General features: G+C 38.1%; 14 protein-coding genes. 9 read left to right on the top strand and 5 right to left on the bottom strand.

Annotated features, from left to right (window positions below):
* Positions 1-94: 94 nt before the first annotated feature.
* The 9 genes from GNP35_RS02300 (at position 95) to GNP35_RS02270 (ending at position 8696) form a co-directional block, all read left to right on the top strand.
* Entirely contained in the window at positions 95-1996 is a 1902-nt protein-coding gene (locus GNP35_RS02300) for a type I secretion system permease/ATPase (protein WP_196492390.1), read from the top strand.
* 174 nt (positions 1997-2170) lie between these two features.
* A complete protein-coding gene (locus GNP35_RS15240; RefSeq protein ID WP_196492389.1) occupies positions 2171-2767 on the top strand; it encodes a putative HlyD family type I secretion protein in 597 nt (198 codons plus the stop codon).
* Between the two features lie 38 nt (positions 2768-2805).
* Positions 2806-3129, top strand: a complete 324-nt coding sequence (locus GNP35_RS15235; RefSeq protein WP_196492388.1) for a putative HlyD family type I secretion protein — start codon at positions 2806-2808, stop codon at positions 3127-3129.
* Positions 3126-3545, top strand: a complete 420-nt coding sequence (locus GNP35_RS15230; RefSeq protein ID WP_196492387.1) for an HlyD family efflux transporter periplasmic adaptor subunit — start codon at positions 3126-3128, stop codon at positions 3543-3545. The genes GNP35_RS15235 and GNP35_RS15230 overlap by 4 nt, the downstream gene beginning before the upstream one ends.
* A 17-nt stretch (positions 3546-3562) precedes the next feature.
* Complete coding sequence (locus tag GNP35_RS02290) at positions 3563-4138, top strand: TolC family protein (RefSeq protein ID WP_155694143.1); 576 nt, start codon at positions 3563-3565, stop codon at positions 4136-4138.
* On the top strand, positions 4114-4884 hold the full coding sequence (locus GNP35_RS02285; RefSeq protein ID WP_155694141.1) for a TolC family protein: 771 nt from the start codon (positions 4114-4116) through the stop codon (positions 4882-4884). The genes GNP35_RS02290 and GNP35_RS02285 overlap by 25 nt, the downstream gene beginning before the upstream one ends.
* A 1-nt stretch (position 4885) precedes the next feature.
* On the top strand, positions 4886-6076 hold the full coding sequence (locus GNP35_RS02280; RefSeq protein ID WP_196492386.1) for an OmpA family protein: 1191 nt from the start codon (positions 4886-4888) through the stop codon (positions 6074-6076).
* A gap of 15 nt (positions 6077-6091) precedes the next feature.
* Positions 6092-6754 carry a transglutaminase-like cysteine peptidase gene (locus GNP35_RS02275; RefSeq protein ID WP_155694137.1) on the top strand — a complete coding sequence of 221 codons (663 nt, stop codon included), beginning with the start codon at positions 6092-6094 and terminating at the stop codon, positions 6752-6754.
* A gap of 7 nt (positions 6755-6761) precedes the next feature.
* Positions 6762-8696, top strand: coding sequence for a bifunctional diguanylate cyclase/phosphodiesterase (locus GNP35_RS02270; RefSeq protein ID WP_155694135.1), 1935 nt, complete (start codon positions 6762-6764; stop codon positions 8694-8696).
* A 174-nt stretch (positions 8697-8870) separates the two neighbouring features.
* On the opposite strand, the gene GNP35_RS02265 is transcribed toward GNP35_RS02270, so the two are convergent.
* The 5 genes from GNP35_RS02265 to GNP35_RS02245 all read right to left on the bottom strand — a co-directional run bounded on the left by GNP35_RS02265 (position 8871) and on the right by GNP35_RS02245 (position 13841).
* Positions 8871-9275 (bottom strand): type 2 periplasmic-binding domain-containing protein, encoded by a 405-nt coding sequence (locus GNP35_RS02265; RefSeq protein WP_155694133.1) that lies wholly within the window; start codon positions 9273-9275, stop codon positions 8871-8873.
* Positions 9276-9284: 9 nt separating this feature from the next.
* On the bottom strand, positions 9285-10469 hold the full coding sequence (locus GNP35_RS02260; RefSeq protein WP_155694131.1) for a hypothetical protein: 1185 nt from the start codon (positions 10467-10469) through the stop codon (positions 9285-9287).
* A gap of 213 nt (positions 10470-10682) precedes the next feature.
* Entirely contained in the window at positions 10683-11927 is a 1245-nt protein-coding gene (locus tag GNP35_RS02255; protein WP_155694129.1) for a glutamate-5-semialdehyde dehydrogenase, read from the bottom strand.
* Positions 11927-13036 (bottom strand): glutamate 5-kinase, encoded by a 1110-nt coding sequence (gene proB / locus GNP35_RS02250; RefSeq protein ID WP_155694127.1) that lies wholly within the window; start codon positions 13034-13036, stop codon positions 11927-11929. The genes GNP35_RS02255 and proB overlap by 1 nt, the downstream gene beginning before the upstream one ends.
* Before the next feature lie 331 nt (positions 13037-13367).
* Complete coding sequence (locus tag GNP35_RS02245) at positions 13368-13841, bottom strand: MarR family winged helix-turn-helix transcriptional regulator (protein WP_155694125.1); 474 nt, start codon at positions 13839-13841, stop codon at positions 13368-13370.
* Positions 13842-13865 lie beyond the last annotated feature (24 nt).

Raw genomic sequence — 13865 nt, 5'->3', positions numbered from 1 at the left:
TTACATTGATCAGGGTTGAGGTGTGAATGGTAGAAAAGAAGCAGGTCGTTGAGGAGCTAGAGCTTTTGCAGGATAAAGACGATGCTCTTTTGAATTGTATTATATTTATGGCGAACACTTTTCAAAGCCTTTCTCCACTCATGCTTTAACCGCTGGGTTGCCGTTAGAAGATGGAAAGTTAACAGTAAAATTGGTAACACGTTCAGCCGCTAGGGCAGGCTTGGACGCTCATTTATCTAAAAAGCATTTAGATGATATTCCAGACCTTTTATTACCTACTATTCTAATTTTAAAAGACGGTAAAGCTTGTGTACTTTTATCAAAAGGTGAAGACAGTGCAACCGTAGTGTGGCCAGAATCTAACGGCGGTGAAGATACAATTGAGCTTTCAGAGCTTGTTGAACTCTATAGCGGGTTTTGTTTTTTTGTACGTAAAATGCATCGCTTTGACGGTAGAAGTACGGAAACACTAACTAAAGCTGAGGGGCATTGGTTTTGGTCAGTCATCAAGAAGTCATCGCCTTTGTATCGTGATGTTTTGATAGCATCTTTTTTTATTAATTTATTTGCGATTGCCCAGCCTTTATTTGTCATGAATGTTTATGATCGCGTTGTTCCAAACTTAGCATTTGATACACTCTGGGTATTAGCAATAGGCATGCTGATAGTTCTTACGCTTGACTTCTTTCTAAAAGAAACTCGTGCTTATTTATTGGAGTTAGCCGCAAAAAAATCAGATGTTTTGTTATCTTCTGAAGTCTTTTCTAAAGTTATAAATCTAGAGTTGGCAAGCCGGCCTCAATCAGTTGGAGCATTTGCGAGAAACGTACAAGAGTTTGACTCAATTCGAGAGTTTATTACGTCAGCAACAATCGCAGCACTGGTAGACGTGCCATTCGCTCTAATTATTCTTTTCATTATATTCATAGTAGCGGGGCCTATGGCCTTTATACCTGTTGCAATGATTACAATAGTACTTGCTTATTCACTTTGGATGAAAAAACGAATTAGATTGGAAGTTGAAAAGGGTGCTCGATTTTCGATGCAAAAGAATGCTCATCTAATAGAGTCTTTAACCGGTGCGGAAACCATTAAGATTAATGGTGCAGAAAGTCAATTTCAAAGTAAATGGGAAGCTTTAGTAGGGCATATTGCAGCCTGGAACATTCAAATAAAACGCTATACATCTTCAGTATCAAGCGTAACAACATTCCTTAATCAATTTACATCGGTTGTTATCATAGTTGTTGGTGTATACCAAATAATGGATGGCAACATTAGCATGGGAGCACTTATAGCATGTGTCATGTTAACAAGCAGAGCACTTGGGCCTTTTAGCAGTGTAGCGTTGCTTGCAACCCGTTATAACCAAGCGGAGTCTGCATTCAAAACCCTTGACGAAATTATGGCAATGCCAAGTGAAAGTTATGATAAATATTTACATAGGCCATTTTTAGATGGTGCCGTGCGATTTAATCACGTCAGTTTTAGTTATCCCAATAGTGATCATAACGTATTGCATAACATTTCGTTTACGTTAAACCCTAAGGAAAAAGTAGCAATTATTGGTCGCATTGGCGCAGGAAAGTCATCAATCGAAAAAGTATTGTTGGGAATGTACAAGTTAAAAGAGGGCAATATAAAAGTTGATAACATAGACATAAATCAGATTAATCCAGCGGACTTAAGACAAAAAATCGGATGTTTACCTCAAGATATAAACCTGTTTTATGGGTCAATAAGAGACAATATTACTTTGGGCGTACCGCATGTGGATGATGAATTAGTACTCAGAGCAGCTCGTCATGCAGGAGTGACTAACTTTACAGATGCTGAGAGTAGTGGCCTTGATAGACAGGTTGGAGAGCGGGGAGCATATTTGTCAGGTGGTCAAAGGCAAGCCGTGGCGCTAGCACGAGCTCTTTTATTCAACCCTCCGGTTTTAGTGCTAGATGAACCTTCTAGTATATGGATAGCTATACCGAACAAAAACTAAAATCTCATTTAGCTTCATTGGTCCAAGAAAAAACATTCATATTAATTACTCATAAATTTAGCATGCTGGACTTAGTCGATCGCGTCATAGTTATTGAACAAGGGCGCATAGTGGCAGATGGACCAAAAATATTGTTTTGGACAAATTAAAAAATGCGACGAGTAAGGAGGTGTAATGCTTTCATCTGATATCAAACAAAAAGAACTAAAATATATAGATGATATTAACGCTGCTTTGCTATTAGCCAGTGCGAAGAAACCTAGGTACGTGCTCTATCTAGTTGTATTGACAATTATATTGGGCGTTACTTGGGCAGGCTTTGCAGAAATTGATGAAGTTACCGTTGGCGTGGGCAAAGTGATTCCTTCGCAACAGGTGCAAGTAATTCAAAACCTCGAAGGCGGCATTTTAAAAGAAATTTTAGTTCAAGAAGGTCAGCGTGTAACGGCAGGAGAAACCCTACTCAGTATTGACAGCACTAAGTTTTTATCCGAATACAGAGAGCAAGCTACTCAGCGCGATAGTTTGCTAGCAAGAATTGGCCGATTAAAGTTAGAAATTGAAAACGTAAATGTAATGTCAGTCGATGAACTGAAAACACTGTTAGCCAAGTCAAACAGTCTGTCAATAAAACTCACTTCTCTTAGGATCCCAAAAGAAATTCGAGCACAGCAGCACTCCGTTTACAAAGAAAAATTAGCAGGTCTATTAGATAGAACTAGAGTTATAGACCAACAAGTTAATCAAAAAAAGCCAGCCTTGAAGAGTTAAACTCTAAAGTTTCATATTTAAACAGAAGCTATGAATTAGTGAAAAAGGAAATTGCAATTACAGTACCGCTGGCGAGAAATGGCGTGGTATCTGAAGTTGAAGTTATCAAACTACAACGTGCTGGAAATGACGTAAAAGGTGAGTTAGAGGGGGCTAAATTAATGGTCCCCAAATTATTTGCTGAAATTCAAGAGGCATCTAATAAGCGGACTGAAATTTTTTCACAATTTCGCAACGAATCTCAAGAAGAGCTAGTGGAAGCACAAGAAAAGTTCAATGGGATAGAGGAAGTTTTAATCTCATTACAAGATAGGCTTGAGCGAACAACAGTGACCTCTCCAGTCGATGGCACAATAAAATGATTAAGATTAATACAGTAGGTGGAGTCATTCAACCAGGGATGGACTTATTGGAAATTGTCCCCCTAGAAGACAGCCTGCTGATTGAGGCCAAAATAGCACCTAAAGATATCGCGTTCTTAAGACCTGGATTGGATGCCATTATTAAGTTAAGTGCTTACGATTTTGCAATATATGGCGGCCTTCAAGGGAATGTTGAACACATTAGTGCAGACACAATTAAAGATGAAAAAGATGAAAGTTACTACTACATTAAAGTGAGGACTTCAGAAAGCTATTTAGACAGTAATAACAAGCCGTTACCGATTATTCCTGGCATGACAGCAAACGTTGACGTCATCACCGGCAAGAAAACAGTTTTAGATTATTTATTAAAGCCGATTGTGAGAGCTAAACATAATTCATTAAGAGAAAAGTAAAAGGTAGCCGTCAATATATGAAATTAAAAATCGTAATCAAATTTATTATTGTTAATGCTACCTTCCTACTAAGCTTTGCAGCACAAGCTAAATCTTTGGAACAAGCAGTAGCAAAGGCCTTAGAAATCCATCCAGATGTGCGGGCTTTGTTCTACCAATATAAAAGTATGGAGCAAGACATAGAAATAGCGAAGTCCGGTTACTACCCTACTGCAGATCTATATGCCAATGCCGGTATTGGAGAGCGAGACAATGTCCAAAGTAGGTTAGGTAGTGAAGATGAGGAGTTTGAACCAGTAAGTTATGGTATATCCATAGAGCAAATTCTTTTTGACGGATTCTTCACGCAAGAAAATGTAAAAAGAACAAAAGCTGAAGCAAAAGCCGAGTTCTTTACACTAATATCAAGCGCAGAAAATACAGCTCTGGATGTTGTAAAAGCCTACTCAAGCTATTTAAGTGCAGAAAAAATACTAGAATTAGCGGAACGAAACTTGGCGTCACATAAAGAAATCTATGGGCAAATTGAAGAGAGAAAACCAACAGTGGACTTGGTTCGAAATCAGATTTGTCACAAGCTGGAGGACGACTAGCTAGAGCTAATGCCAACTTATTAGCATCAAAAAATCAGCTGCAAGATGCCAAAGCGGCTTATTTTAGATTAGTTGGAGAATTGCCTGATGCTTTGGTTATGCCTTACCCAGATAAATCGATGTTGCCTCACTCTAAAAGTGAATTACTAGTTAAAGCTAGGGAAAAGCACCCAACAATATTAGCTTCAATTTCTGACGTCAAAGCCGCTGAAGCGCAACTAGATGGAAACAAGGGAAACTACTACCCTAAAGTATCTCTAAATTTAAGCCATTCAAAAAACGAATATAACAACAATGGTGATAACTATATAGACGAGTCAAAAATAAGCTTGAATGTGACATATAACTTATTCAATGGCTTTGCTGACCAAGAACAAAAGAAAAAAGGAATTTATCAAAGAGAGCAAGCTTTAAATTTGAGGACTTCAGCTGAATTTCAGGTAATAGAGGGCGCAGAATTCGCTTGGAGTAGCTTTCAATTTGTTCAGGAGCAATTAACGTACTTGCAACAGCACGTCGAGTTTAGTTACACCACATTACAAGCCCACAAAAAACAGTTCACATTGGGAAGAAGAAGCCTCCTTGATTTATTAGATACAGAAAATGAACTATTTGAGGCAAGAAAAAACTATGTCAGTGCGGAGCAAGTTGAGCTAGTTGCTCATTATAGAATTTATAATGCGATGGGTATTCTTCTGTCTAGTTTAAGAATAGATGTTAACGACTTTCAGACTCTTGGAGATTGAAATGAAAAACGATGCTAATAAAGTATTAATAGTCATTATTTCTCTGTGTTCATTCTTAATGGGATGTGAATCTAGCACAATCGATAGTTGGGGGGCATTAAGCGACAAGGCCAGGGCAAAGCTAATTGATGAAGATCGAGATGGAGTAATCGCAGAGCGTGAAGCCTGTATGGACACTCCTATGTCCCACGAAGTAACAAATGACGGTTGTGAGGTTGAAGAGGAAAAACTATCGGACTTAGTTAAAGATATTGAATTTCAGCAGCGGAGTGTAGAACTATCAAATGTACAGAAACAAGAACTAACGAATTACTTTCGTGAATTAGCCGTGAACAAACAATGGAATTTCATTGTTATGGGTTATACCTCAAAAGATGGTGACATGCTTCTGAATGAAGTCATGGCAAAAAAGCGAATGAAAATCGTTGCGAATTTTGTTCAAGAAAGAACAGGGTTACCACTGAGTAAAATTAACACTCAATTATTAGATGGCGATAAGCTTGCTCTTGATGGAAACGCTCAAAATTACGAATCAAAAGTAGAGAATGACAAAGATCATGATGGCGTAGCTGATGATTTAGACCAATGCGGAAACTCTGGTTATGAAATCGTAGTAGATAGTAAAGGTTGTCCGGTTTTTGAAACAAAAGAAATAAAGAAAAATATTACCGTTCGATTTGACGTTAATTCGTCAAAAATAGCTGAGGTTTATCTAGCTCAAGTTAAAGAAGTTGCGGCATTTATTAATACCTATAATGCAAAAAAGATAAAGGTTGTAGGACATGCAAGTTTAGTAGGAAATGAAAGCTATAACTTGAGCTTAAGTGCAAGAAGAGCAAGCTCTGTTGTAAATATGCTAGTGAGTGATTTCAACATTGATCCAAACTCCCTAGAGTCCTATGGGAAAGGAGAGTTAAGTCCGGTAATAAATAATGAGTCTGAGTATGCAAACAACCTAAATCGGAGAGTTGAGATTGTTTTATCAGAAACTCTTAAGGTCGAGAAAACCAAAGAATTAGAATTGCTAGATGCGAATGCATTAAATCGAAAAGTGACATTAGTAGCGGAAACGTTAGAAATGGCCAGTAAACAACGGTGGCACATATTTATGATGGAAAATAAACCTGAAGAAGTAGAACCTGAATTATCAGAAGCTGAGGCAATAAAGGAAGCTCAGGAGTCTGGTTGGTAAAGGCAACTGGCTAACATGCTCAACAGACTGAAAAGTGCAGCGGCTGTTTTTCTGGTGCTATTTTCATTAATAACCCTCTCCAGTCCTAAATTAGATATGGACAAGTTGGTAGCTTTTACTCGAGAAAAATATGACGAAGATGCTGTTAAAAGAATTATTGCTTGGCGAGCAATGATTGACAATAAGCAGCAATTGCCTGAGCAAGAAAAGTTGAAGTTAGTTAATCAATTCTTTAATTACTTTGAGTTTGTTGATGACATAAGGCTTTGGGGAAAAGAGGATTATTGGGCAACACCACTTGAGTTTATTGGCATTCGAGGTGGAGATTGTGAAGACTTTGCTGTTGCCAAATATTTTACGCTACTTGAGCTTGGAATACCTATGGAGAAGTTACGCTTAGGTTATGTAAAGTCTTTAACGTTAAATCAGTTTCATATGGTGCTCGCTTATTACCCCACAAAAACATCAATGCCGTTAATCTTGGACAACATAGACGGCGAAATAAAACCCGCCTACAAAAGAAAAGATCTAGTTTTAATAGTTTCTTTTAATGGTCAAAAATTGTGGTTGAACAAGCAAAAAGGCAAGGGTAAAACAGCCAGTTCGAGTGCTCGTATGGCCGACTGGGACAATCTATCAAACCGTTACAGCATGGAACAGTTCATGTCCGAAGAATAGGTGAAATATGACATTATTTAAAGAAATTGTTGCCGTAATAATACTCACGTTTTGTATAAACTTGATGGGAGTTTTATGGTTGCAATTTGACTCAACAAAAGAGTATTTAACGAACCAGCTTGAGTCTGATTTGGAAAATATGTCATCGTCCTTGACCATAGCTGTAGCTCCTCATTTGGAGTCCGGTGACAATGTAATGATAGATGCAACGCTTAACGCCTATTTTGATGGTGGTTACTATAAAAAGATATCAGTTACCAAATTCGACACCAATGAGATCATAACTAAAGAGATGGAAGTTGCTGTTGATGGTGTTCCACAATGGTTTTTAGATCTAGAAATACTTTCGCCGCCATTTATTGAAAATGAGGTTACTTCAGGTTGGTACCAAGTTGGGAAAATTAAAGTTGTTGGTCATCCAGGGTTTGCATATAAGCAATTATGGACATCATTTGTACAGACTATTATTTGGTTAGGAGGTTTAGGGCTTTTTGTAATATTTGTTTGTTCTTATGCCATTAACTTTGTTTTAAGACCTTTAGTTAGAATACAAGAGAAGGCAAAACAAATTCAGTCTCATTACTTTGGAGAACCTTTACCGGTGCCGACTACCAAAGAGCTCAGGGATGTAACGGTTGCTGTTAATCAGATGACGGACAAACTAAAAGAACAGTTTGAAGAAAAGACGAAACTACATAGTAAACTAGAACAGGCCGCTTATGTAGAACCAGTTACAGGCTTTGGCAATAGAAACTACTTTAATCGCAGATTAGATGCTTGGTTAAAAGAGTCTGGAAACGGGATTCTAGTTTTAATTCAAATAGCAAGTATTGAAGAAATGCGGAAATCTCATGGTTGGCAAAAGAGGGATGAGTTAATGGTGGTTATTGGCCACTATATAAATACTATTTTTGATAATGACGAGACGGTTATAAAAACGCGAACCTCAGAAAGAGACTTTATATTAATCGTTCAGGAAAGCGATAAAAGAGAAGTAGAGTTAAAACTAAAGCAGCTTGCTACTTACTTTTCTACGGTTGAAATTCAAGAATTGTTCGACAATAAAAATATATATTCTGCGGCAGGTGTAAAGGTTTCCCACAAAGCGGACAAAGAAAGTATAGTCGCTTTACTCGACCAAACACTCATTGCAGCAAAGGAGTCTACCAGTGGTGTCTCTGTGGTAGAGATTGAGCCAAACTGTGGACATATACATACTCGAACTGAGATTAAAGAGGCGTTGGAACTTGCAATATCTGAGTCACATTTGTCATTTCGCCACCAACCAGTCTTTCTTTATAATAGTATTGAGCCTGAGCACTTTGAGGTATTTACTCAAGTTCATATTGAAGGTTTCAAAAATGTAACTTTGGGAACATTTATATCTGTTATGAATGAGCATAAATTAGGTTCAGATTTTGACAAAAATATTATTGCAAAAGCGTTTGAGTACGCTAAAGGCAATGAGAGTCAGGTATTGGCGCTCAATATCACAAAGTCAGCAATGAAAAATTACCAGTTTATAATGTGGCTTTGCAATAAAGTGAAAGACAACTGTGAGAGTAAAGACAGAATTGTATTTGAATTTAATGAAGACTCAGTGCTAAACGACATGGATAATGTAAACACTCTTTGCGAATGTTTAAATGAATTGAACTTCAAGTACGGCATCGATAGAGTTGGCAGAAACTTTGAATCTCTTTCATACTTAAAGTCAGTTCATCCGGACTATGTCAAAGTTGATCATATTTATACTGAAATGGTGTTGAAAAATGATGATGACGCTTATTTTGTCGATTCTTTGTGCACAACAATCCACAATTTAGATATCAAAGTTATAGCAACGCACGTAGAGAATGAAATGCAACTTGAAAAGTTAAAGAAATATAATTTTGATGGGTATCAAGGGTTTGTTATTCCAGCAAAAGCATTGGCTTTGTAAGTAAATGTGGATCATTAATTAGAGAATATACACATAGAGGACAGCTTTATATTTAGTTTGAAAAGAGGAGCTTTCAAGATACAGAATGGAAGAATGAAATACTTAAAATATTGTTTTCAAAGTTGGACAATATAAAACATCCCTGTTTTATATATTTTATGCCATCACTAAAAGTTAAAAGCTAGCAACTACCTTTACCGCGCCGCCGCCATCACCTTGAATATAGCCAATCATATCAGGGTTTTTTGAAACCATATCAATGACCGCTGCATCGTTATCTACCTTCTTAGGCGGAGTGCCTTTTCCAGTAAATACAAGTTTTGACCAATAAGCTTTAAGTTGGCTCCCAGAACGACTTAAAACTTTATCGTTAAACTCATTGGTTGCAGCTGAGCCCTCAGCTTGATCAATAGGTGTTACAGATCCGCCACCTGGAAAGGACTTTGCTTTACCTAGGAATATTCTAGAGATGGCCGTTTTATCAAGTGCATCTGCATTCGACGGGTGTACTACTACATTAACAGCCAAAACATTTGAGCTAAATAAAGCAAGCACTAATGCAATTGTCGATTTTTTCATACAACCTCCTTAAAATACAACGTCAACAGCAAATGCAATAGAATCAGCATCCCAAGCATCGTTGTAGTCGTTGTCAACGCTTGTGTATTGAACCTTAAAGGCAGCACTTGGGTGGAAGTTATAACGCACACCTACTGATGTTGCGGTGTATTCATCACGGTTTGTTGCATCAACTATTGCTTGAGTTGCAATGTTCACCGGAATGCCATCATATGCTGTACCTAAAGCTGGAATTACGGTGCCCGGCATTGCTGCTGCAATACTTGAATTGGCAGGCGTTTCAAAGGTTTCAAACATAATAAAAGGCATGGTTTTTTCATTTACACGATAACCAAAACTAATATAGCCACCTTTGTCTGCTTCTTGCAGAATTGAGTCGTCTGTATTGCTTTCAGAGTACTCAGCAATAATTGACCAGTTTTCATAATCAATATTAAAGCCGGCACCTATAAATGTACCTGTATCACCATCAATACGAAGCTCATCAGCGGCAGATTGCGACGCACCTAAAGCTTGTGCAAGGCTAGCAAATGACTCAATGCCTGCCACTGGAATGTTAATTTCACCCGCAATATAAGTAAAGTAGCCGCTGAACCACTCTCTGCTAAAGCTTGTAGCTAAGCCGTACATATTGTTCAATGAACCCTCTGTTGGAGAGGTTGTTTTGAAGAACGTGTCGGAAAGCTCACCAAACATAAAGTTAAATGAGAAGTCCCACTCGCCAATTAGTTTATTATGTACAACACTAATACCGTCGTAGTTATTAAATGGCAGACTATACATAGCACCTGCTGGTCTTACCCAAGGGTATGCATAACCAACATCTAAATAGTCTGAATATAGATAAAAAGGAATACGAAGTCGTCCAGCTCTTACTGTTGTGTAGTCGCTTGCTTCATATGAGATATATGCCCAAGAAAACTTCGTATCAAAATTTTCGTTACCTTGAGCAACAATTTGTGCAGTCGCTGAAAGACCGTCACCTAAATCACTCATTGCTTGTAGAGCAAAAATTGACTCATTTTTGAATGAAAGGTCATTATCATAACCAAGGTAACTCTCGTTATCGCTAAGCGTTTGTCCCGCAACTATCGACGCAAATCCATTGAAGCGAATGTCGGCATTGGCATTAAAACTAGCGGTGGATAAGGCTATAAGCCCAATTGGAAAACCAAGTTGCAATACTTTTTTCATAGTACCCTGTCTCATTGTTGTTAAATACAATGAAAGTGTAGACGACACTTGAGAATTTGCTTAAAAAACAGTGAATCAAATAGAAAAAAAGCCTCAAAAGAGGCTTTTATTAGCAAAGAAGGTTGTTCTGGGCGATTGGTTCAAGTTTAAGTTCGCCCAAATTATACATATCTAATAAGTATGAAGTTTCCGTATTTTGATACTGTTATAACGTTATCTAACTTGACCTTCACCGGTAACTACAAATTTCTCTGCAGTTAACGACTCTAAACCCATAGGGCCGTAGGCATGTAGCTTTGTTGTCGCAATTCCTATTTCTGCACCCAAGCCTAACTGAGAACCGTCTGAGAAGCGTGAACTTGCGTTAACCATAACAACCGATGCATCTACAGCAAGTTGGAACATTTGTGCTGTTTTTTCATTCTCAGTACAAATAACTTCCGTATGGTGGCTACCAAACTCATCAATATGGTCAAGGGCTTGCTCAAAGCTATCTACCGTTCTTATGGCTATCTCAAGACTTAAATATTCTTGTCCAAAATCAGAGTAAGGTAATAGAATAGGGCTTAGGAAAAATCCATGTGAGCGCTGACAAGCATTCACTTTCACGCCTTTTTCTTGCAACATTTTTGCTGCTATTGGCAAAAAGTCTTCAGCGATATCGGCATGCACTAGCAAGCCTTCAAGGGCATTACAAACACCAGTTCGCTGAGTTTTACCGTTCTCTAATATTCTTAATGCTTTTTCAAAGTCGGCATCTTTATCAACGTATAAGTGACAAACACCTTTAAAGTGCTGAATGACTGGTATTTTACTGTTATCACTAACAAATTTAATTAAGCCTTCACCACCGCGAGGAATAACTAAATCAATGCTGTCCACCTGAGAAATTAACTCTAGTACTAGCTCTCGAGCAGGGTCGTCAATAACCGCTACAAGTTCTTTAGGTAAGTTATGCTCTTCTAGTGCTTTATGCATTGCAGCAGCAATAGCCAAACTTGAATTTAATGCTTCTTTGCCGCCTCTAAGTACTACGCCATTACCAGATTTAAAACACAGCGCACCAGCATCAGCCGTTACGTTTGGTCGAGATTCATAAATCATACAAATAACGCCGAGTGGAATACGCATTTTCTCTATTTCTAAACCGTTAGGTCTAGTGGTGACGGCTTTTCTGCTACCAATTGGATCATCAAGAGCAACAATCTCTTTAATGCCAGTTACCATGTCATCAATACGTTCTGAATTTAACGTTAAGCGATCAACAAACGAAGCTTCAAGCTCCATATCAGCTGCATTCTTAAGGTCAATTTTGTTTGCTTCTAAAATAGCTGGTTGCGCTTCTTTAATATTTTTAGCCATGGCAAGTAATACAGCGTTTTTTTCTTCTTCTGACAAAATTGCTAGTTTTTTTGACGCAGATTTTGCAGCTCGTGAAATTGTTTTAATATAGCTCATTAGGCCTCCTTTAATACGGCAATGTTCTTATCTTCGATAAGTGACTCAATAGTTGGAAACGCAGTTTCGTTAGGCTCATGCTGGTCAGAAATATAAGACATTAAACAACTACTATAATTGGCAACGCCTTTTGCGACTCGATTACCATTCTCAGTTTTAACTAAAACGGTATCACCAATATTAAAGTTGCCTTTTACATCAACCAGTTGATCACTAGATAACGTCTTTTCATCGTCAAGTACACATACTGCACCGCTTTGGTCTACAATAATTTCGCCTTGCGCTCTTGTTGTATGAGTCAACCAATGCAAGTCATCCTGCATTGGATTTTTATATGGTGTAAACACGGTTCCAGGATTTTCACCTCGAACTAATTTTGAGAAAGTCTCCGCTTCAAATCCATTAACTATATAAGTTGTAATGCCATGAGCAGTCGCTTTTTCCGCAGCTTGGAGTTTAGTTAACATACCGCCAGTTCCGGTTGAACTAATAGCGCCTCCAGCCATTTCTTTGATGTTTTCAGTTATTTCACTTACAACACTAAGTAATTCTGCATCTTCATGTATTTTAGGGTTCTTGTTATAAAGACCATTAATGTCAGAACACATGATTAAGGCATCTGCTCCAGCCGCGGCTGCCACCATTGCAGATAAGTTGTCATTGTCGCCAACTTTTAAACCGTCGGTTGTGACCGTGTCATTTTCGTTAACAATCGGCATTACGCCGTGTTCTAAAGACGTCATTATTGTGTCACGAATACTGTGATAACGCTCTTGGTCGCGTAAATCACCATGTGTTAATAATATTTGTGCAGTATGGAAATCAAACAAACGATCCCATGTAGATACCATTTCAGACTGGCCAGCAGCTGCCATGGCTTTCTTTAATGCTAGCGAAGGGTTGTCAGGGTTTGAAAAAACGTGACGTCCTGCCGCCACTGAACCCGAAGAAACTAGCACAACCTGCTTACCTTGCTTTCTACATTCAATAATAAACTGGGCGATTGGAAATAATTGGTGTGCACTGCAACCGTTCCCACTAGGAGCGATTAACGCGCTACCTACTTTAAGAACTATTCGGTTCCAGTCATTCCAAGAATTTGTATTCATTACGTATGTCCTATTGCTCGAATCAGGTTGTAAAGTATACGGATAAATAATTAGAAGTCTAATCATTATTGTACTAATTATATTTTGGTTGCTTATAGTTACTATCACGCCTCTTTATAGTTATTAGTATAAACTAACCTTTAACTTCTCTTGAAAGCCAGGCTGTATCGCTATTTCGTTGCTTTACTAGGTTATTAATATCGCCGTTAGGTCAGGTTAAAATGAATAGGAAGTCATGTAGATTTAAAGAAGGAGGTATAGGAACGAGTAAAACCTAGGCGAAAAAAAACCGACAATAAAGTCGGTTTAATTAGAGATGAAAGTATCTATTTTATTTTGGTGTAATATCACCAATGTTCAAAATAGGTGCCGCATCTAAGTCATTCGCGTCCATCATGTTTGCAACACGCTGAACGCTAGACAGTAAAAGAGACTGCTCCCAATCTTCTAGCGTACTAAACTTATCGATAAAGCTATCTTCCATTGATCTAGGTGCACTTTTAAGTGTGCTTTTACCTAAGTCAGTTAAATATAAAGCAATACGTCTACGGTCAGACTCACTTCTAACTCGTTCTACCATACCTTTGCTTTCAAGGCGGTCTAGAATACTTGTTACCGTTGCTTGGCTCAGGTTTACAATATCTGATACTTGTTTAGCAGTAATGCCAGGATCAGCGCCCAACTCTTGAATAACTAAAAGTTGAGGGCCAGTAATGCCTACATCCTTACTTAGTTTTTTTGAGCGTAAGTCAATGGCGCGAATGACGCGCCTAATAGCTACAAGTAACTCTTCGTACTTTTCCAAATTAAACCCTACCTACAATCTTTT

Origin of the sequence: Psychrosphaera haliotis (assembly GCF_009728465.1) — a bacterium.
GTDB classification, from domain to species: domain Bacteria; phylum Pseudomonadota; class Gammaproteobacteria; order Enterobacterales; family Alteromonadaceae; genus Psychrosphaera; species Psychrosphaera haliotis.
Note: the sequence above shows the minus strand (reverse complement) of the source record. Positions and strands in the feature narration are given on the sequence as shown.